The organism is Mycobacterium sp. IDUB_19 (assembly GCF_055419445.1).
Genome location: NZ_JBVAXR010000023.1, coordinates 48824 through 67306 on the forward strand (window position 1 = coordinate 48824; position 18483 = coordinate 67306).

Here is an 18483-nt window from a genome sequence, read left to right on the forward strand (position 1 = left end):
ATGACAGAACAGCCCGGACTGGCGCGCCGACTCAATACGACCGACGCGGTCGTCATCGGGCTGGGGTCGATGATCGGCGCCGGGGTGTTCGCCGCGTTCGGCCCGGCTGCCCGGGCCGCCGGCACGGGCCTGCTGATCGGGTTGGCGCTGGCCGCCGTGATCGCCTACTGCAACGCCACCTCGTCTGCGCAACTGGCCGCGGTATATCCAACATCGGGCGGGACGTATATCTACGGGCGTGAACGCCTCGGCCCGTGGTGGGGCTTCATCGCCGGATGGGGATTCGTGGTCGGCAAGACCGCCTCGTGCGCGGCGATGGCGCTCACCGTCGCCGCCTACGCGATTCCCGGGGCAGCCGTGTGGGTGCAGCGAATCGTCGGGATCGCCGCCGTGATACTGCTGACCACGCTGAACTATCGCGGAGTCACCAAGACCGCGATACTGGCCCGAATTCTGTTGGCATGCAGCTTGATTGCGCTGGCCGCCGTGGTCATTGGTATCGCCGCGAGCAAACCGGACGCGTCGCACCTGAGTGGGTCGGAGTTCACGATCTACGGGGTGCTTCAGTCGGCGGGGCTGCTGTTTTTCGCGTTCGCCGGGTATGCGCGGATCGCGACGATGGGCGAGGAGGTGCGCGACCCGGCCCGCGCCATCCCCCGGGCGATAACCCTGGCCCTGGCGATCGCGGTGGCGATCTATCTGGTTGTCGCGGTGGCCGCGCTGCTGGCCGCGGGGCCCGACCGGCTCGCGAATGCCACTGCCCCACTGGCTGAGGCGGTCCGGGCCGCCGGTGCCCCCGCCGCGCTGGTGCCGGTGATATCGGTCGGGGCCGCGCTGGCCAGCCTGGGCGCACTGCTGGCACTGATCGCCGGCCTCGGGCGCACCGTGTTGGCGATGGCCCGGCATCGGGATCTGCCGGGCTGGCTGGCGGCGGTTCATCCGGGCCACCGGGTGCCGCACCATGCCGAGATCGCGATCGGCGTGGTGGTCTGCGTCCTGGTGAGCGCCGTCGATCTGCGTGGGGTGATCGGCTTTTCGTCATTCGGGGTGTTGATCTACTACGCGATCGCGAACGCCGCCGCGTACACATTGCGTCGGCGGCGCGTAGTGAACGTCTGCGGGTTGGTCGGGTGCCTGGTGCTGGTCGCCACGCTGCCGTGGGAATCGGCAGTCGCCGGGCTGGCGGTCTTCGCCGTCGGAATCGCCGGGCGCGCAGCGGCTTTGCGTGTGCGATGACGGCTTTGAGTGGGCAATGACGGCGCCCGGGATGCACACTCGCCGCCCTGGCCGCACACTTGCGACTTACAGTCCGGCCGCTCGGGTTGCTCGCGCGAAGCGACTGTGCGGCCCGCACGCTTCTCGTACCGCGGCGACGTCGTCAGCGACGTCGAAGTCGGTCAGCCGCTCCACTGGTATGACGTCAATACCGTTGTCGCGCAACGCTTTTAACGTCAACTCTCCGGTGTCGGGTTGAGACATCGGCACGGCCCGCAGGCATTCGGCCATCGCCGGGGTCCGCACGCCGAGCACCCACCAACCGCCGTCGTCGGCCGGCCCGAGCACGGCCGGTGCCAGCAGCAGCCGGCGCGCGCAATCCGTCAACAGTGCGGCCGTCACCTGCGGGGTGTCCATTCCGATCTGCAGTACCGGAAAGTCGTCGGCGGCGTCGGCGTGGGCGTTGGCCAGCCGGTCGGCGAAATCGTCACCGCGTTGCTCGATCACCGTGAACGACTCGAGCCGCTGCCGGATCTGCGCGGCGGCGGCGGCCGCGTCCAGGTCGCCGGTGAGCGCCACAACCCGCGACGCCACGGGTGCTGCGGCCACCGCGTCCAGCGTGTCCAGCAACGCCGCGGCGGCGATGTCGGCCGCGACCCGGTCGCCGACCGTCGCGGCGAGCCGCGTCTTGGCCAAGCCGGGCTCCGGCGCCTTGGCGACCACCAGCAGCGTCACCGGTAGGTCCGTCATGAAATCACTTTCCAGAAGTCCAGGATCGCGATGATGCTGCCCCGCAGCGACCCGCTGACTTTCGACTTGCCGCCGGTGCGGGGGCCGTAGCTGACGTCGAGCTCGACCACGCGCCAGCCCGCGGCCGCGGCGCGCACCAGCAGTTCCAGCGGATACCCCGACCTTCGATCGGCGACGCCCAGGCCCAGCAGCGCCTCCCGGCGGGCGACCCGCATCGGCGCGATGTCGTGGACCGGCAAGCCGTGGCGGGTCCGCAACCGCCAGCTCATCACCACCGTGCCGACCCGCGCGACCCACGGCCAGTGCAGCCCGGCAACGGGCCGGCGCCGGCCGATGGCCAGGTCCGCGCCCTGCTCGAGCGCGGCGACCAGCCGCGGCAAATCGGCGGCATCCATCGAGCCGTCGGCGTCGATGACGGCCACGATCGGCGTCGTCGCGGCGACCACGCCGGCGTGCACCGCCGACCCGTATCCGGGCCGCAGCTCGGCGACGACCTGCGCGCCGTGTGCAGTGGCGACTCCCGCGGTGTCATCGGTGCTGTTGTTGTCCACCACCAGTGCCCGATACCCGGCCGGAATGGCCGCCAGCACCGTCGGCAACGACTCCTCCTCGTTCAGACACGGCAGCACCACCGTGACCAGATCGCTGGGCATCATGCCAACCCGGGATCAGAACCCGGACGACGAGTGGCCACCGCCGGACGGCGGCTTCGGGGCCACGGTCTGCGGTGGCTGGGGCGCGACGGTCTGCTGTTGCGTGGGCGGCTTCGGGGCCACCGTCTGCTGCTGGGTCTGTTGCGTCGGCTGCTGGGTCTGTTGCGTTGGCTGCTGGGTCTGCTGAGTCTGCTGGGTCGGCGCGACCGTCGTCGGCGCAACGGTCGTCGGCGCAACCGTTGTCGGCGTAACCGGCGCGACGGTCGTTGTCGGCGTAATCGGCGTGTACGGGGTCGTCGTCGGCGCGACGGTCGTCGTCGGTGTGATCGGAGTCGAGGTCGTCGGCGGCGTGTACGGAGTCGTGGTCGGGGTCGTCGGCGTCGTCGGTGGCGTGTACGGAGTCGTGGTCGGGGTCGTCGGCGTCGTCGGCGTCGTCGGCGTCGTCCAGGTCGGCGGCGTGTACGGCGGATACCAAGGCGGTGGCTGTGGGCGCCAGCCCGGGTACGGAACGATGATCGGCACCGGGATCGGGATCGGCCCATCCGGGTTGGGCACCAGACCAGGGACAACCGGCGCGGGGGCGACCGGTGCCGGGCCCACAGGCGCCTGCGGCGCCGGGGCCGGAATGATCCCACCCTGGTACCCCGCGTTGGGTGCCTCGGGCGGCGGCGGGGGTACCGGCGCCTGCTGCTGCGTCGGCAACAGCGGCATGAACTTGCCGGGCGCGGCGTTCTGGTGTCCCACCACCGGCTCCTGGCTCGCGGTCGGCCGGACGGCGACGACCACCGCGACGGCCAACGACGCCACCCCGATGACCGCGAACGCGACCACGGCATTGCCGACCAGCAACGACCGTCGGCTCAGCTTCAGCGGGCCGGTCTCGGCGTCGGGATCGTCGTCGTAGTAGTCGTCGAATTCGCCGAATTCGCCGTCAAGCAGGTCGGCGTCGTCTTCGGCCATCGAGTAGGCCAGCTGCTGGTCGGCCGCATCCGGAGCGCCGAATCCGGCCGGGGCCATAGCGGTCTCGTCACCGGTGAGCCCCGCCGCGGGGGCCATCGCGGTCTCGTCACCGGTCAGCGCGACCGCCGGAGCCATCGCGGTGGAATCTCCGGTCGGCGGTGCGGCCGCGATCGCGGCGCCGCGGGCCAGCGCGAAGGTGGGGTCTTCGGGAATCTGCACCCGCATCGTCGCGTCGCGAAGCTGGTCGGCGACCCCGGTCAGATCCGACGAGGCGCCCACCAGGTACACGTCGCTCGGGGCATCCGGGTGATCGCCGAGCCGGGCCATCATCGTGTCCAATGTGCCGGCGGCGTCGCCGCCCAGCAGTTCGCTGGCCAACATGGTGGGCGGCGCGTCCGGGTCAGTTTCGGCCGAGCCCACCACCGACAGCGTGGCCGTGTTCTCGTCGACCACCAGCACACCGCCGGAGCGGCCCGCCGCGCGCATCAGGGCCGTGACGGCCTGCGACTGCGACAGCACCGCGACGTTGTGGACGCCGGAATCCTCCAGCGCCCGGCGCAGCTGGTCGGCGCTGGGATGGTCCGTCCAGCACAGTCGGGTCCCGACCAGCCGGTGGTTCTCGTTCGCCAACAGCCGATTGGTGCCGACCACGGTCTCGGTCAGTTGCTCGATCGGGTTGTTAGCCAGGTCGACGACGGATTGATCGATCACGTCACTACCGTCGGGACCCGCTCCGACAAGCGCCAAGCGGGCGACGGGGCCAGTGACAGCGACCCCCAAAACGACGTCCATACCTGCTCTCCTTCGGCTGGCCACCCCAGAACCAGCATGTCCCGGCATCATTACACTTCGGTACCGTCGGCAGTAACAATCATTCAGGCGACCCCGTTCGCCTACAGGCGCAGCGTAACCGCGTTCCCAGACCCGGGGGACGCACTCCCGCGTCGTCCGAACGGAGATTATGTTTCCAAGTAAGCAACGAAGTCGCCTCGGCAGGGGGTTCCCCGGCCGCCTAAGCGAATTTGCGCCGTCCGTAACCGTCCTCGATACCCGGGGGGAACCGTGAGTCAGAGCAGCGACGAGGCGCCTACCGGCCCCGTCAGGGGTGTGCCGGCGCAGCAGAGTGCTCCGGGACCGCGCGCAGCCGGCGCGTCGGGCCGGCAGCGCAACGTCGTGGCCGACCTGACCGCCGCCGTCTTACTCCTGCTCGCGCCGCTGTTGCCGTGGAATCTGTACTTCGGTATTGCGATCCCCGACAGCAACACGACCGTGTTCGCGGTGCTGATCGCGGCGACGCTGCTTTCCCTGATCGCTATCGCGTTGCCCGGCTCCGGGCGGACCACCCGCGGGCTTCGGCTGGCGCTCAACGCGCCCTATTTGCTGCTGGTGCTCGCGTTCGTCGGGTTCGACGTGTTCGAGACCGTCCGCTTCGGTGGGACCGTGACCGTGCCGGGCGGCGTCGGACCGGGAGCCTGGCTGGGCGTCGCCGGTGCGCTGCTGAGCACGCAGTCGGTCAGCAGCGCCGCCACCGCCGACGACGACACGTCCGATGGGCGGCAGCGGTCCGCTCAGATCATCGGCTACGTCGCGATGTTGGCCGCGGCGCTGAGCTTTGGCTTCATCCTGTACTGGCGGGTGAAGTACGCGGTGGGCGACTCGGCCGGCTTCGGCAAGCAGAACATCGCGGTCATCGCGACGGCGGCGGTGTACGGCCTGGTGGCGTTGATCGCGGTGCTCGTCGCCTCGAGGTGGCTGCTTCGCGGCACTCGGGCGTCCAGGCTGGCCACGATCGCGCTGGGCGCCTCGACGCTGGTCGCCGGGATCATCGTCTGGTTCCTCCCGGCCGGCCGCGACATCGACGCATTCCATGGCATCGCGCAGAACACGTCGACGGCGGGCGTGGGCTTCGAGGGTTATCTGGCGTGGGCGGCGGCCGGAGCGATTTTCGTGCCGCGGACGCTGTTCGGCCGTGCCCGCACGGTGTCGTCCGAGGAGGGTGCGTGGCGGGCGTCGGCCCGAACTGGCTTGCTGCTCATCGTCGTATGGTGCCTGGGCTCGATGGCGATGCGGATCACCGACCTCGCCGTCGCGGTGAGCCTGGACTACCCGTACTCGCGGTACGACAGCGTGGTGCTGGCCGTCTTCGATGCGGCCACCGCGGCCCTGGCGATCTGGCTGCGGATCAACCTGCGCAACGAATCCGCCTCCGCACGGTTGATCACGACGCTGTGCGGACTCGTTGCCACGCTGAGCATTTCGCGCGTCATCGTCGGCGTCGTGCTGGCGCCGCGGTTCTCCGAACCGCCTAACGCGGCCAGCCAAAACCCGGTCTACGGAAACGATCTCGCCCAGCAGATCACCAGCACCTTCGATGTCGTGCTGGCTGCGCTGGCGCTGTGCATCCTGGTGGCGGCGATCATCACCGGACACTTCACCCGTCGGCGCCTTCGGCGCCGTGCCGCACGCAGGCGGGCCATCGCGGAGAACGCTGACGCGCCGACCACCCACATCCCGACCGGCGAATCACCCACCACCGCAATACCGCAACTAACCGGCTCGCCGCGGATCTTCCGCGGCGACGACTCGGCCACGGGGCAGATATCCGTCTCCAAGCCCCAGATCTACCGGCCCCCGCAAGAGCCGTCGTAGCGCGGGTTACCGCAGCGGCGCGAACGCGAACTCGCGCAGCCCGTCAAGCGGATCAACCTCCGCGCGAAAGTCCAACACCTCGGCGGCGCGGGCCGGGTCGGCGACGATGTGGCGCACATCGCCGCTGCGGTACTGCCCGGTAATCACCGGGGACACCGCGTCATTGCGCGCATCGCACAGCGCCGCGGCCACCTCCAGGATCGAAATCGGCCGCCCCGAGCAGACATTGGCCGCGGTGAAGCCGGAGCCGCCGGTCTCCAAGAAGTGGGCCGCCGCGAGGTTGGCGGCCGCCACATCGTCGACGTGGACGAAGTCACGCATCTGACCGCCATCCTCGAAAACCCTTGGCGGCTCGCCCCTTTCCAGTGCGGAGCGGAAGATCGCCGCCACTCCGGAGTACGGGGTGTCGCGCGGCATGCCCGGGCCGTAGACGTTGTGGTAGCGCAACGCCACCACCGAGCCTCCGGTCGACTCCGACCACGCCAGCGCGTAATGCTCCTGGGCCGTCTTGCTGGCGGCATACAGGCTGCGCGGCCGCAGGGCAGCGTCCTCGTCGACCAGCCGCCAGGTGAGTTCCTCGCCGCCGAGCGGGCAGCGGTGCTCGAAGGCCCCGGCGTCGAGGTCGGCGCGCCGCCGCGGCAGCGGGTCAACCGTCCCGTGTTCGGGGCACCGGTAGCGGCCCTGCCCGTACACCACCATCGACGACGCCAGCACCAGGCGGCGTACCCCGGCGGCGAACATCTGCGCCAGCAGCACCGTGGTGCCGTAATCGTTGTGGCCGCCATACGCGGGGGCATCGGCCGCGTCGACGCCGGCGCCCACCATTGCGGCCTGGTGACACACCAGATCGACACCGTCCAGCAGCGGGGCCAGCGCATCGGCGTCGCGGACATCGACCCGGTGACATCCGTTCGGCAGCAACGAGTTTGGTCCGTGCGCGGCGGGCAACAACACGTCGACGCCGACCACCTCATGACCCGCCGAGCGCAGCGCCGCATCCACCCGTGACCCGATGAAACCGGCCGCGCCGGTCAGCAACACCCTCATGGCAGCTCGAACGGCAGCGTGACGCCGGTGTGCGCCAGGCAGTGCGTGCAGCTGCGTTCGACGGCCACCCGGCCGATCGCGTCGCGCACCAGCGTCTTGAACAGCTCGATGTTCTTTTCGAACTCCGCGTACACGTCGACGGCTTTCACGCCCTCACCAGCGCTGACGCCGGCGTCCAGGTCGGTCACCAAAGCGATTGCCGCATAGCATATTTCGAGTTCGCGCGCCAGCACCGCCTCCGGGTATCCGGTCATGTTGACCAGGGTGAATCCCGCCGAGGCGAACCATTGGCTTTCGGCGCGGGTGGAAAATCGCGGCCCCTGGATCACCACCATGGTGCCGCCGTCGACCACGTCGGGCAGCCCGGTGACGGCCTCGCGCAGCGTCGGGCAATACGGGTCGGCGAAGTCGACGTGAATCGCCCCGGAATCGAAGTAGGTGTCGGCGCGGCCGTTGGTCCGATCCACCAGCTGATCGGGCACCACGACCGCACCCGGACCGTGCGCGGGGGTCAGGCTGCCCACCGCACACGGCGCAAGCACGCGGCGCACGCCCAGCGTGCGTAGCGCCCACATGTTGGCGCGGTAGGGCACGGTGTGCGCCGAGTATTCGTGGGTGGCGCCGTGCCGGGGCAGGAAGGCGACTTCGTGCTCCCCGACGGTGCCCACCGTGACCGGGGCGCTGGGCTGCCCGTAGGGGGTGTCGACGTCGACGTGCTGAACGTCGGAGCCGAAGAACGTATAGAAGCCGCTGCCGCCGATCACTCCGAGCATTCGCCCATTGTGGTCCATAGGGCAGGATGCCCTGGTGGCCAGTTTTGCGCAGTGGATCTCGGGGGCCCGGCCGCGGACGCTGCCCAACGCGGTCGCGCCGGTGATCGCGGGCACCGGCGCGACCGCCTGGCTGCACTGCGCCGTGTGGTGGAAAGCGCTGCTGGCGCTGGCGGTCGCGGTCGCGCTGATCATCGGAGTCAACTACGCCAACGACTACTCCGACGGCATTCGGGGCACCGACGACGAGCGGACCGGCCCGGCGCGACTGGTCGGCTCGCGGCTGGCGGCGCCGCGCTCGGTGCTGACCGCCGCGGTGGCGTCGCTGACGGTGGGCGCGGCGGCCGGTCTGACGCTGGCGCTGACGAGCGCGCCGTGGCTGATCGCGGTCGGCGTCGCATGCATCGCCGGCGCGTGGTTGTACACCGGCGGCAAGCGCCCTTACGGGTATGCGGGTTTCGGCGAGGTCGCGGTGTTCGTGTTCTTCGGCCTGGTCGCCGTGCTGGGCACGCAGTACACCCAGGCGTTGCGGGTGGACTGGGTTGGGCTGGTGCTGGCGGTGGCGACGGGTGCGCTGTCGTCGTCGGTATTGGTGGCCAACAATCTGCGTGATATCCCGACCGACGCGCTGGCCCACAAGATCACCCTGGCGGTACGCCTCGGCGACGCCCGCACCCGGGTGTTCTACCAAGGGCTGCTGGCGACCGTCGGGGTGCTGACCCTGGTGCTGATGCTGGCCACGCCGTGGTGTGCGGTGGGGCTGGTCGCCACGCCGTTCGCGCTGCGTGCCGCCGGGCCGGTGCGGTCCGGGCGCGGCGGCCCCGAGCTGATCCCCGTGTTGCGTGACACCGGGCTCGCGATGCTGGTCTGGGCGGTCGCGGTGGCAGCGGCGCTGGCGCTCGCGCACTGACGCTCCCGGGGGGATTTGGCACACGCCGACCAATGACGAGTTAGCGTCAGGTGTAACAGCCCTTACACCGCTAGCTGGATGACACCGAGCGAGGAGCGCAATGCAGCAGATCGCCGCCGCAACCAGTGGGCCCAAGAACATCGGATTGCTCAGCGTCGGGGCATACCGCCCCGAACGGGTGGTCACGAACGACGAGCTGTGTCAGAACATCGACTCGACCGACGAGTGGATCTACACCCGCACCGGAATCAAGACGCGCCGATTCGCTGCCCGCGACGAATCCGTTGCTTCGATGTCGATCGAGGCCAGCCGGCAGGCAATTTCAACGGCCGAACTGCAAGCGACCGACATCGACGGCGTCATCGTCGCCACCAGCACCCAGTTTTTGCAGACCCCGGCCAGTGCCCCGGCGGTCGCTTCGGCGCTGGGCGCAACCGGCGTGCCCGCATTCGACATCTCGGCCGGATGCGCGGGCTTCGGATACGCGGTCGGCGTCGCGGCCGACATGATCCGCGGCGGCAGCGTCGCCAAGATGCTCGTCATCGGTTCGGAGAAACTATCCCCCACCGTGGACATGCTCGACCGCAGCAACTGCTTCATCTTCGCCGACGGCGCGGCCGCAGTGGTGGTGGGCGAGACGCCCGATCAGGGCATTGGCCCGACTGTCTGGGGCTCCGACGGCGAACAGGCCATGGCCATCCGCCAGGACATCGACTGGATCGCCTACACCGAGAACCCCACCGGCCCGCGGCCGTTTCTTCGGCTCGAAGGCAGCGCGGTGTTCCGTTGGGCGGCATTCGAGATGGGGAAAGTCGGGCGCCAGGCGATGGACGCCGCGGGTGTGCGGTCCGATCAGATCGACGTGTTCATCCCGCATCAGGCCAACGCCCGGATCAACGAAGTACTGGCCAAGAACCTGGATTTGCGGCCGGACGCGATCGTCGCCAATGACATTGAGCACACCGGAAACACGTCGGCTGCTTCCATCCCGCTGGCGATGGCCGAACTGCTGTCCACCGGGGCGTCCAAGCCCGGCGATCTGGCCCTGCTGATCGGATACGGCGCGGGCCTGAGCTATGCCGCACAGGTCGTGCGAATGCCCAACGGCTGAGCTCAGCTCTGGTCGGGTTCGTCTTCCGGTACCGCCTCGCCGCGCAATCGGGCTTGCAGCTGTTCGCGTTCGGCGCGACGGCGTTCGCCGGCGACGGCGAGTGCGGCCGTGGCCCGCCGCCGCAGCGGGCTGAACAGCGAGATGCCCAGCGGCATCGCGATGATCAACGCGAACAGCGCCGCGACGACGACGGGGAACTGGTTGACCCCGAGCAGCCGGGCCGCCAGGTAGATCACGCCGGTGAGCACGACCGCCAGCAGCAGGCGCGCGACCGCGTAGAGCAAAACCTCGACGGCGACGCGATCTCGACCGCGCTCCGGCACGCCGTCCGCAGGCTTGTCCCCAGTGCTGTTGTCGCTCGGCCCTTCTGACACAGGTCGAGCCTACGGCGCGGGTATATTCGCTCAAAGGAGGTGTCGAGTGCTCTACCTGGTGGTCGTCCTGGTGCTGGGGACGCTGATCTACATTGGCTGGCGCGCGGCGCGGTCGCAGGCGCACCGGCCGAAGTCGCGCGTCATCGGACCTGACGACGATCCAGACTTCATGCGGCGGTTGGAAAACGGGGACAACGATCCCCGCTGACCGCTTTCGTCACCCGACGCCCAGGTTGAGCTGTTCTCCCGGAAACCCTTCTGCGACAACGGCCGCCAAGCCGACGAGCGCTTCGCGCGTCTCCCGCCGCAGCTGATCCAGGTGGATCTCGGCGCCCTCGTCGAGATGAGCGTCGTAGGGCACCAACCGCACCGCCCGGCAGCGCCGGGAGAAGTGGTCGACCACCTTGTTCATGTCGACCTTGCCGGTCCGTGGGCGCACCGCGTTGATGACCGCGATCGAATTGCGAACAAGCGTTTCGTGGCCGTGCGCGTCCAGCCAGTCCAGCGTTGCCGAGGCACTGCGCGCGCCGTCGATGGAGCCCGAACTCACCACGATCAGAACGTTGGCATTCTCCAGCACCGACGACATCGCCGAGTGCAGCAGGCCGGGCCCGCAGTCGGTGAGCACCAAGCCGTAGAACCGCTCCAGGATTCCCAGCGTGCGGGTGTAGTCGTCGGCGTTGAATGCCTCCGATACCGCCGGATCACTTTCCGACGCCAGCACTTCCAATCCGCTGGGGCCCCTCGAGGTGTATCGGCGGACATCGCTGTAGCGCTCGACAGTCCCGGCGTCCTGCAGCAATTGGCGCACCGTGCCGGCAGTCTCCAGCGGCACTTTTTGGCTCAGGGTGCCGCGGTCGGGGTTGGCGTCGATGGCCACCACCCGGTCGCCTCGGACCTCGGCGAAAGTGGCCCCCAGCGTCGCAGCGATCGTGGTTTTGCCCACGCCACCCTTGAGCGAGATCACCGCGATCCGGTAGGAGCCGCGCAACGGCCGGTTGACCTGCGCCACCAAATTGTTCTGCCGGGCGGCCCGTGGGCTCTCCCCCAGGTTGATCGTCCGGCCGGACAGCACGTACACCAACCGGCGCCATCCCTCCGAGGGCGGCGGTTTGATCGGCCGCAGCAGCATTCCGGTAGACAGTTCCGGATAGGGCGTGTGCGGCACGTGCTCGGGGCGGTACGGGGCGGGAGCTTCCGGCGACGGCGCGTCAGCCTGGCCGTTGTAATAGGCGCCGTACACGGTCGGGTCCATCCGCGGGATGCCGGTCACCGGCGTGGAATCCCAGGGCGGCATCCCGGCCGGCGGCGGCGGCGCGGCGGGCTGCGCTTCCCGCCTTTCGGCCGCCGGGACCCGGCGCTCGGTGCGGAAGCCGGCGAAGGCTCGAGTCGGCGCCTCGGCACCGGGATCCGCGGACTGGCCGCCGGCGGACTGCTGCTCCGGCGGAGACAACTCAGTCGTCGGATGCTCGGGCGCCCCCACGCCGCTCGATGATTGCTCAGACACGTGCATTCCCCCTTGGTTGCGGTGTCGATTCCTAACTGTCAGCCCACGCCCGCATAGGAATGCAGGCCCACTGTCACCAGGTTAACGAAGAACAAATTGAAGACCATAGCCACGAACCCGACCACGTTGATCCAGGCGGCCTTTCTGTCCCGCCATCCCGCGGTCGACCTGGCATGCAGGTAGGCCGCGTATACGACCCACGCAACGAACGAAACCGTCTCCTTGGGATCCCATCCCCAATACCTGCCCCAGGCCTCCTCGGCCCAGATGGCTCCGAAGATGACCCCGAAGCCGAACACGGGGAACGCGAAGATCGTGGTCCGGTAGGCGATGCGGTCCAGGGTCTGCGCGTCGGGCAGCCGATGCACGATCCGCGCCAGCGTGCCCTCAGTGTCTTCCGGGGCGGGCTCGCCGTACCGGGAGGTACGCAGCAGGAACAGGATGCTGGCGATGCCGGCAACCAGGAAGACCCCGGAGCCCAGGCTGACCACCGACACGTGGATGGGCAGCCAGTAGGACTGCAGGGCCGGCATCACGGGTGCGGCATTGGTGTAGAGCCAGCGGCCGGAAACCGTGAGCAGGATCAGCACCGGGAGCAGCAGGAAAACCCAGAGCGGGCGGAACTGCGGGCGGCGCAGCACGATGGCGCCGGCGATCAGCCCGCACAGGCAGGTGAGGTTGATGAACTCGTACATGTTGCCCCACGGCACCCGCATGGTGGCCAGGCCGCGCAGCACGAGACAGGCCAGCAGCAGGCCGATGCCGAGGTAGACCACCGCCAGGCCGGCCCGCCCGACGCGTTCGTCGAACGGCCGCGCCTCGACTTCGTCGACGATGCCGGGGGTGGCGCTGTCGGCCGCGACGGAAGCGGCCAGGACCCGCGCGCGGTTGTCGGCTCGCCGGCCGCCGACGTAGGCCAGCTCGAAGGCCAGCAGCAGCAGGGCGACGACCAGAGCCACCACCGCCGAGGTGAACGCCCAGTCGGAGTAGCGCGCCAGGCCGATATTGACGTGCAGCGTGTTCATGTGACGTCCACCTCAGAACTCCTTCTGGACGCTGGGGGTTCGGCCCGGTCGGCGGGGCCGGATCCACCAAGCCCGGTCAACAAGCGCTCGGCGAGCCTTTCGAACTCGTCGCCCCAACCGGAGTTGTCGGTGCGGGCCAAGCCGCCCAGCTCGACGTTCACGGTACCGGGGGCCTGGTCGGCCGGCTCTGTGACCGGAATGAGGCGCACCCATACCCGGCGGCGGCGCACCAGCAGCGACACCAGCAGCCCGGCCATCATCGTGACCGCGAAGACCAGCACCCAGATCTGGCCGGGGTCGTGGGAGACCTGCAGGTTGACGAACGGCACGGCGCCGTCGAAGCGGACGGTGGTGCCCGCCGCCGGACCCGCCTCGATGCGCACCTCCTGACCGGCGCGCAGGTTGACCCGCTTCTCCTTGGTCAGCCGGCCCTGCTCGATCAGCCGGGGATCCAGCGAGAACAACGACTGCGGGCGCCCGGTGTCCAGGCCGGTGTCGCCGCGGTAGATGTCGACGGCCACCGCGGGCGCGTTCAGCGCCGGGAACCGCGACGACAACAGGGCGCCGTCGAGTTGCTCGGTGGGCGCCAGCAGGCCCTGGATCGCGATCTCGTGGTTACGGCGCTCGACGGCGTTGGGATAGCTGCCGGCCGGCGGGTCGATGCGCGCCACCCCCGACGAGAGCAGGGTCTGCGGGTTGTCGGGCCGCCACTGCACGGTCGAGGTGCGGGTCTGCCCGTCGGGGAACCTCACGGTGAAGCTGGGCGCGTAGCCGTGGCCCTGCAGATACACGCGGTCACCGCCGATGCGCAGCGGGTGGTTGACCTCGAGCCGGTAGGGCCGCCAGCTGTTGGCCGCCAGGTCGCGGCCGTCCTGGTAGTCGATGTCGGCGGCGAACGACGTAGCCTGTCCCGACGGCAGGTAGTGAGCCTGAAAGTCATTGACCCGCACGCAGATTGGGTGCAGCGAGGTGCCGTCGACGGTATTTCCCGCGCGGAACGAGTCGAACGCGGCCGGCGAGGCCGAGCAGAAGCCGGGGCCGCCGTCGGCGATCACGATGACGTTGCCCTCGTAGCCGAACAGCTTGCCGACGGCGACCGCGACGAGCAGGCCCAGCAGCGAAAAGTGGAAGACGATGTTGCCAAACTCGCGCAGGTAGCCCCTCTCGGCGGACACCTCGACGGCACCGTCGTCTTCATGGCGAATGGCGGTGCGCCAGCCGTGCAGCCGGCCGGCGATCGTGTTCGCGACGGCGTTGACGTCGGCCTCGTTGGCGAGGGTCAGCTCCGAGCTGGTGTGCTTGGGCAGCCGGGCCAGGTTGCGCGGGGCGGCGACGGGCGTCGCGCGCATGCTGCGGGCGTGCTCGATCATCCTCGGGGTCAGGCAGCCGACGAGGGAGACAAACAGCAGCACGTAGATGGCGCTGAACCAGAAGCTGGAGAACACGTCGAAGGCCTGCAGCCGGTTCAGCCACGGGCCGATCGTCGGATGCGCAGCCAGGTACTCGTCGACCTTGCCGGCGTTGAGGCTGCGCTGCGGCAGCAGCGCTCCGGGTATCGCGCCGAGTGCCAGCAGGCACAACAGCACCAGCGCGGTGCCCATCGAGGTCAGCGCGCGCCAGGTGTTGCGCGTCCAAGCAAGAAGCTGTCTCAAATCGGCAACCTCACGTCGCTGACGAAGGCGTCTCGCAGCCAGGAGACCAAGTCGTTCCACACGCCGGTGACCAGCAGCACCCCGACCGCGATCAGCAGCACACCGCCGAAGATCTGGATCGCGTGGGTGTGCCGTCGCAGCAGGGCCAGGCCGTCGACCGCGCGCGCCGAGCCGAACGCTAGCAGCACGAACGGGATACCCAGGCCCAGGCAATAAGCGACCACCAACAAGATTCCGCGCGCGACATTGGCGCCGTCGGTGGCCGAGGCAACGGTGATCACCCCGGTCAGGGTGGGGCCCAGACACGGCGTCCAGCCGAGCGCGAACACCGCGCCGAGCAGCGGCGCCCCGGCGACCGTCGTCAGCTGTTGCGGGCTGAACCGGACCTGACGCTGCAGGGCCGGCACGAGGCCCACGAACACCAGTCCCATCACGATGGTCAGCACGCCCCCGACCCGCTGCAGCACCAGCTGGTTGGTGATCAGCGTCGTCGTCATGCCGAGCACGGCGACGGTGCCGAGGACGAACACGGTGGTGAATCCGGCGACGAACAGCGCCGCCGATCCGGCGACTCGCCACCGGGCCGCCGGCGGGGCTTTGATCGCGCCCGATACCGGCTGCTCGTCCACTCCGACCACCGCGGCCAGATACGACAGGTAGCCGGGCACCAGCGGCACCACGCAGGGCGAGGCGAACGACACCAGCCCCGCGAGCATGCAGGCACCCAGCGCCACCAGCAGGGGCCCGGCGGCGGCGGTCTGTGCGAAACCGGTCATCGAGGCGAACCCGGTCGACTCGGCGTGCTCAGCCCGGGCGGCGCTTCCTGGGTCAGCTTCTGCACCACGGGCTGCAGGTCGGCCGCCAGCAATTCGCGCAGGAACACCGCCGCAACGCGGTGCTGGCGATCGAGCACCAGCGTGGACGGGATGACGGTGGTCGGGTACTTGCCGCCGAACGCGATCAGGGTGCGCATCGCCGGGTCGTAGATCGACGGGAACGTGACGGAGCGATCGTTGACGAAGTCCAGCGCCGCCTGACGGTTGTTGTCGCGCACATCGATGCCGAGGAACGACGCCCCGGACTCGCGGGTGGCGTCATACACCTGCTGCAGCTGGGTGACTTCGGCGCGGCACGGCCCACACCACTGGCCCCAGACGTTGATGACGACGACGTTGCCCGAAAAGATCGGATCGTCGAGCGACAGCGTGTGCGCGGGGTCGGCCAGATCCGGCCCGGACAGCGGGCCCGGACGGCTTCGACTCGAGGGCGGGTCGTAGAAGATGTCGGTTTTCCCGCCGGGCGAGACGAACTCGAAGGTGCCGCCCTGCGCGACGGCGTCGTGGCCAGCGGAGCAGCCCGCGAGCAGCGTCACCAACACCGCCCCGGCGATCGCCAACCGAAACATGGTCAAGTGACCACCGGTTCGAAGTACTCGACGTCGACCAGCCGGTCACCGTCGTACACCAGGGTGGTCACCGAGGCGAGCCCACACTCGCGTCGCCGCGGGTCGTGCCAGAGCCGCTTGCTCGTCAGATGCAGTCGCAGCGTCCACACCGGCAGTTGATGGCTGACGCAGAGCACCTCCTGACCGGCCCCACGGGCGCGCGCCTTGTCCACCGCGGTCGCCATCCGGGCCGCGATGTCGACATAGGGTTCACCCCACGACGGCGTGAACGGGTTGCGCAGCTGCCACCAAAACCGCGGTTCGCGCCAGGCGCCGTCGCCCGGACCCATTCGCTTGCCCTCGAAGAAGTTGGCCGATTCGATCAGGTCGGGGTCGGTGTCCACGGGCAGGTCGTGCTTTGCGGCGATATGCGCGGCGGTCTCCTGAGCCCGCTGCAGCGGCGAGGCGATCACGGCGACGATGTCGCGGTCGGCCAGCGCGTCGGCCACCGCAGCCGCTTGCGCTCTGCCCTTGTCGGACAGGTGAAATCCGGGCAGCCGGCCGTAAAGGATGCCGTCGGGGTTGTGCACCTCACCGTGCCGCATCACATGCACCCGGGTTTGCTCGGCCATCACGACTTCCCCTCCCGGGTCGCGCTCGCGGCCGCACGCGCGGCGACGGGCAGCGCGGCCGCGATTCGCTCGAACGCGGTGTCGTCAAGTGCCGCCGAGACGAACCACGCCTCGAAGGCGCTGCACGGCGGGTACACGCCCGCGTCCAGCAGGGCATGGAAGAACGGCGGATAGCGCCAGGTCTCGCTGTTACGCGCGGACGCGAAATCGGTGACCGGCGTGTCCGTGAAGAACACGCTGAGCATATTGCCGGCCCGCGGAATCTGATGGGGCACACCGGCATTGGTGAACGCTTCGGAGAACAGCCCGGCCAGACGGTCGGCATTGGCGTCCAGCGCCGCGTAGACGGCGTCGTCCGCGGCGCGCAGCGTGGCCAGGCCGGCGGCCATCGCCACCGGGTTACCCGACAGCGTGCCGGCCTGGTACACCGGGCCCAGCGGCGCGAGCCGCTCCATCACCTCGGCCCGTCCGCCGAATGCGGCGGCCGGCAACCCGCCGCTCATCACCTTTCCGAAGGTGAACAGGTCGGCGGCGACCGGATCGATTCCGTACCAACCGCTTCGACTGACCCGGAAGCCGGTCATCACCTCGTCGATGATCAGCAGCGCGCCGTGCTCGGCGGTGATCGCGCGCAGCGCCGCGTTGTAGCCGGCACCCGGCGGGACGACGCCCATGTTGCCGGGGCTGGCCTCGGTGATCACCGCGGCGATCTGGTCGCCGAACCGGGCGAACGTCTCGTGTACCGCATCAATATCGTTGTAAGGCAACACAATTGTGTCGGCCGCGGCGGCGCCGGTGACCCCGGGCGAGGACGGCAGACCCAGCGTCGCCACCCCGGAACCCGCGTCGGCCAGCAACGCGTCCGCGTGGCCGTGATAGCACCCGGAGAATTTGATGAGCTTGGCGCGCCCGGTGAAACCGCGGGCCAGCCGCACCGCGCTCATGGTGGCCTCGGTACCGGAGTTCACCAGCCGCAGCCGCTCGACCGCCGGCACCCGGCCGATGATCTCGGTGGCCAACTCCGTCTCCGCGGGAGTGGGTGCCCCGAACGACAGCCCCGAGGCCGCGGCCCTGGCGACCGCGTCGACCACTGCCGGGTGCGCGTGGCCGAGAATCATCGGGCCCCACGAGCAGACCAGGTCGGCGTAGCGGTTGCCGTCCGCGTCGGTGAGCCAGCAGCCGTGCGCCTCGGTGATGAAGCGCGGCGTGCCGCCTACCGCGGTGAAGGCACGTACCGGTGAGTTCACCCCACCGGGGATCACCGCGCACGCGGCGTCGAAGAGACGCGCCGAGGCGGTCACGGCCCCCCTGGACGCAGCGGCGGCCTGATCAGTGCTGCCCATGACGACCAGTGTTCCAGCCTGCGAACAGCGATCAACTACAGGGTGTAAGAGTTGGTTGCGGGGTTGAAGGGGGCCGGGCCCGGCGAGTTGGATGGAGGTATGCAACTTCCCGAAGGCCTGGCCCGCTTCAACCGGCACGTCACCAACCCCATTCAGCGGCTGTGGGCCGGCTGGGCCCCGTCGTTCGCCATCATCGAGCACGTCGGACGAAAGTCCGGCAAGGAGTTCCGCACACCGGTGAGTGCGTTCAACGCCACCGTCAACGGCAAGCCCGGTATTGCGGTGCTGCTCACCTACGGCCCGGACCGCGACTGGTTGAAGAACCTCAAGGCGGCCGGCGGCGGGCAGATGCGCCGCCACGGCAAGACCTTCGGCATCACCGACCCCCAGGTCGTCACCAGGGACGAGGCGGCCGAGCACGTGAGCGGCGGGACGCGGCGGGTTTTCGGCAGGATGCCATTCGAGCAGGCGGTGCTGTTTACCCGGACCTCCTAGCGGCGT

General features: G+C 69.5%; 19 protein-coding genes. 6 read left to right on the forward strand and 13 right to left on the reverse strand.

Annotated elements, in window-relative coordinates; translation table 11 throughout:
• Entirely contained in the window at positions 1–1236 is a 1236-nt protein-coding gene (locus tag ACZY0B_RS18245) for an APC family permease (protein WP_463765601.1), read from the forward strand.
• 66 nt (positions 1237–1302) lie between these two features.
• Here ACZY0B_RS18245 and ACZY0B_RS18250 read toward each other — a convergent pair whose 3' ends face one another.
• Genes ACZY0B_RS18250 through ACZY0B_RS18260 form a run of 3 tightly spaced genes read right to left on the reverse strand, consistent with a single transcriptional unit; the run spans position 1303 to position 4370 of the window.
• Complete coding sequence (locus tag ACZY0B_RS18250) at positions 1303–1965, reverse strand: TIGR04282 family arsenosugar biosynthesis glycosyltransferase (protein ID WP_463765602.1); 663 nt, start codon at positions 1963–1965, stop codon at positions 1303–1305.
• On the reverse strand, positions 1962–2618 hold the full coding sequence (locus tag ACZY0B_RS18255) for a glycosyltransferase family 2 protein (protein ID WP_463765603.1): 657 nt from the start codon (positions 2616–2618) through the stop codon (positions 1962–1964). The genes ACZY0B_RS18250 and ACZY0B_RS18255 overlap by 4 nt, the downstream gene beginning before the upstream one ends.
• A 15-nt stretch (positions 2619–2633) precedes the next feature.
• A complete protein-coding gene (locus ACZY0B_RS18260) occupies positions 2634–4370 on the reverse strand; it encodes a DUF7159 family protein (protein ID WP_463765604.1) in 1737 nt (578 codons plus the stop codon).
• A 315-nt stretch (positions 4371–4685) separates the two neighbouring features.
• Here ACZY0B_RS18260 and ACZY0B_RS18265 point away from each other — a divergent pair, with 315 nt between their 5' ends.
• Positions 4686–6227, forward strand: coding sequence for a DUF7937 domain-containing protein (locus ACZY0B_RS18265; protein WP_463765638.1), 1542 nt, complete (start codon positions 4686–4688; stop codon positions 6225–6227).
• Positions 6228–6233: 6 nt separating this feature from the next.
• Here ACZY0B_RS18265 and ACZY0B_RS18270 read toward each other — a convergent pair whose 3' ends face one another.
• Together ACZY0B_RS18270 and ACZY0B_RS18275 are read right to left on the reverse strand one after the other, a co-directional pair.
• Positions 6234–7274, reverse strand: coding sequence for an NAD-dependent epimerase/dehydratase family protein (locus tag ACZY0B_RS18270; RefSeq protein ID WP_463765605.1), 1041 nt, complete (start codon positions 7272–7274; stop codon positions 6234–6236).
• Complete coding sequence (locus tag ACZY0B_RS18275) at positions 7271–8047, reverse strand: S-methyl-5'-thioadenosine phosphorylase (protein WP_463765606.1); 777 nt, start codon at positions 8045–8047, stop codon at positions 7271–7273. The genes ACZY0B_RS18270 and ACZY0B_RS18275 overlap by 4 nt, the downstream gene beginning before the upstream one ends.
• A 34-nt stretch (positions 8048–8081) precedes the next feature.
• On the opposite strand from ACZY0B_RS18275, the gene ACZY0B_RS18280 reads away from it, so the two are divergent.
• Both ACZY0B_RS18280 and fabH read left to right on the forward strand, forming a co-directional pair.
• On the forward strand, positions 8082–8954 hold the full coding sequence (locus tag ACZY0B_RS18280) for a 1,4-dihydroxy-2-naphthoate polyprenyltransferase (protein WP_463765607.1): 873 nt from the start codon (positions 8082–8084) through the stop codon (positions 8952–8954).
• Between the two features lie 100 nt (positions 8955–9054).
• The gene (gene fabH / locus ACZY0B_RS18285) at positions 9055–10065 is read left to right on the forward strand and encodes a beta-ketoacyl-ACP synthase III (RefSeq protein WP_463765608.1); all 1011 of its coding nucleotides are present in this window, start codon (positions 9055–9057) and stop codon (positions 10063–10065) included.
• A gap of 2 nt (positions 10066–10067) precedes the next feature.
• Here fabH and ACZY0B_RS18290 read toward each other — a convergent pair whose 3' ends face one another.
• A complete protein-coding gene (locus ACZY0B_RS18290; RefSeq protein ID WP_463765609.1) occupies positions 10068–10439 on the reverse strand; it encodes a DUF4229 domain-containing protein in 372 nt (123 codons plus the stop codon).
• Positions 10440–10485: 46 nt separating this feature from the next.
• Between ACZY0B_RS18290 and ACZY0B_RS18295 the strand changes: the two genes are divergently transcribed.
• Entirely contained in the window at positions 10486–10647 is a 162-nt protein-coding gene (locus tag ACZY0B_RS18295; RefSeq protein ID WP_463765610.1) for a hypothetical protein, read from the forward strand.
• 9 nt (positions 10648–10656) lie between these two features.
• Here the strand turns inward: ACZY0B_RS18295 and ACZY0B_RS18300 are convergent, their stop codons facing one another.
• Genes ACZY0B_RS18300 through hemL form a run of 7 tightly spaced genes read right to left on the reverse strand, consistent with a single transcriptional unit; the run spans position 10657 to position 17982 of the window.
• Positions 10657–11952, reverse strand: a complete 1296-nt coding sequence (locus ACZY0B_RS18300; protein ID WP_463765611.1) for a MinD/ParA family ATP-binding protein — start codon at positions 11950–11952, stop codon at positions 10657–10659.
• A gap of 32 nt (positions 11953–11984) precedes the next feature.
• Positions 11985–12971, reverse strand: coding sequence for a c-type cytochrome biogenesis protein CcsB (gene ccsB / locus ACZY0B_RS18305; protein ID WP_463765612.1), 987 nt, complete (start codon positions 12969–12971; stop codon positions 11985–11987).
• Positions 12968–14572: a cytochrome c biogenesis protein ResB gene (locus ACZY0B_RS18310; RefSeq protein WP_463765639.1), complete on the reverse strand. Its 1605-nt coding sequence runs from the start codon at positions 14570–14572 to the stop codon at positions 12968–12970. Before ACZY0B_RS18310 ends, ccsB begins: the two co-directional genes overlap by 4 nt.
• A gap of 47 nt (positions 14573–14619) precedes the next feature.
• Positions 14620–15399, reverse strand: coding sequence for a cytochrome c biogenesis CcdA family protein (locus tag ACZY0B_RS18315; protein ID WP_463765613.1), 780 nt, complete (start codon positions 15397–15399; stop codon positions 14620–14622).
• Entirely contained in the window at positions 15396–16028 is a 633-nt protein-coding gene (locus tag ACZY0B_RS18320; RefSeq protein WP_463765640.1) for a TlpA disulfide reductase family protein, read from the reverse strand. The genes ACZY0B_RS18315 and ACZY0B_RS18320 overlap by 4 nt, the downstream gene beginning before the upstream one ends.
• Positions 16029–16030: 2 nt before the next feature.
• The gene (locus tag ACZY0B_RS18325; protein WP_463765614.1) at positions 16031–16639 is read right to left on the reverse strand and encodes a histidine phosphatase family protein; all 609 of its coding nucleotides are present in this window, start codon (positions 16637–16639) and stop codon (positions 16031–16033) included.
• The gene (hemL, locus tag ACZY0B_RS18330; RefSeq protein ID WP_463765615.1) at positions 16639–17982 is read right to left on the reverse strand and encodes a glutamate-1-semialdehyde 2,1-aminomutase; all 1344 of its coding nucleotides are present in this window, start codon (positions 17980–17982) and stop codon (positions 16639–16641) included. Before hemL ends, ACZY0B_RS18325 begins: the two co-directional genes overlap by 1 nt.
• A 99-nt stretch (positions 17983–18081) precedes the next feature.
• Here hemL and ACZY0B_RS18335 point away from each other — a divergent pair, with 99 nt between their 5' ends.
• Positions 18082–18477: a nitroreductase family deazaflavin-dependent oxidoreductase gene (locus tag ACZY0B_RS18335; protein ID WP_463765616.1), complete on the forward strand. Its 396-nt coding sequence runs from the start codon at positions 18082–18084 to the stop codon at positions 18475–18477.
• Positions 18478–18483: the final 6 nt, after the last annotated feature.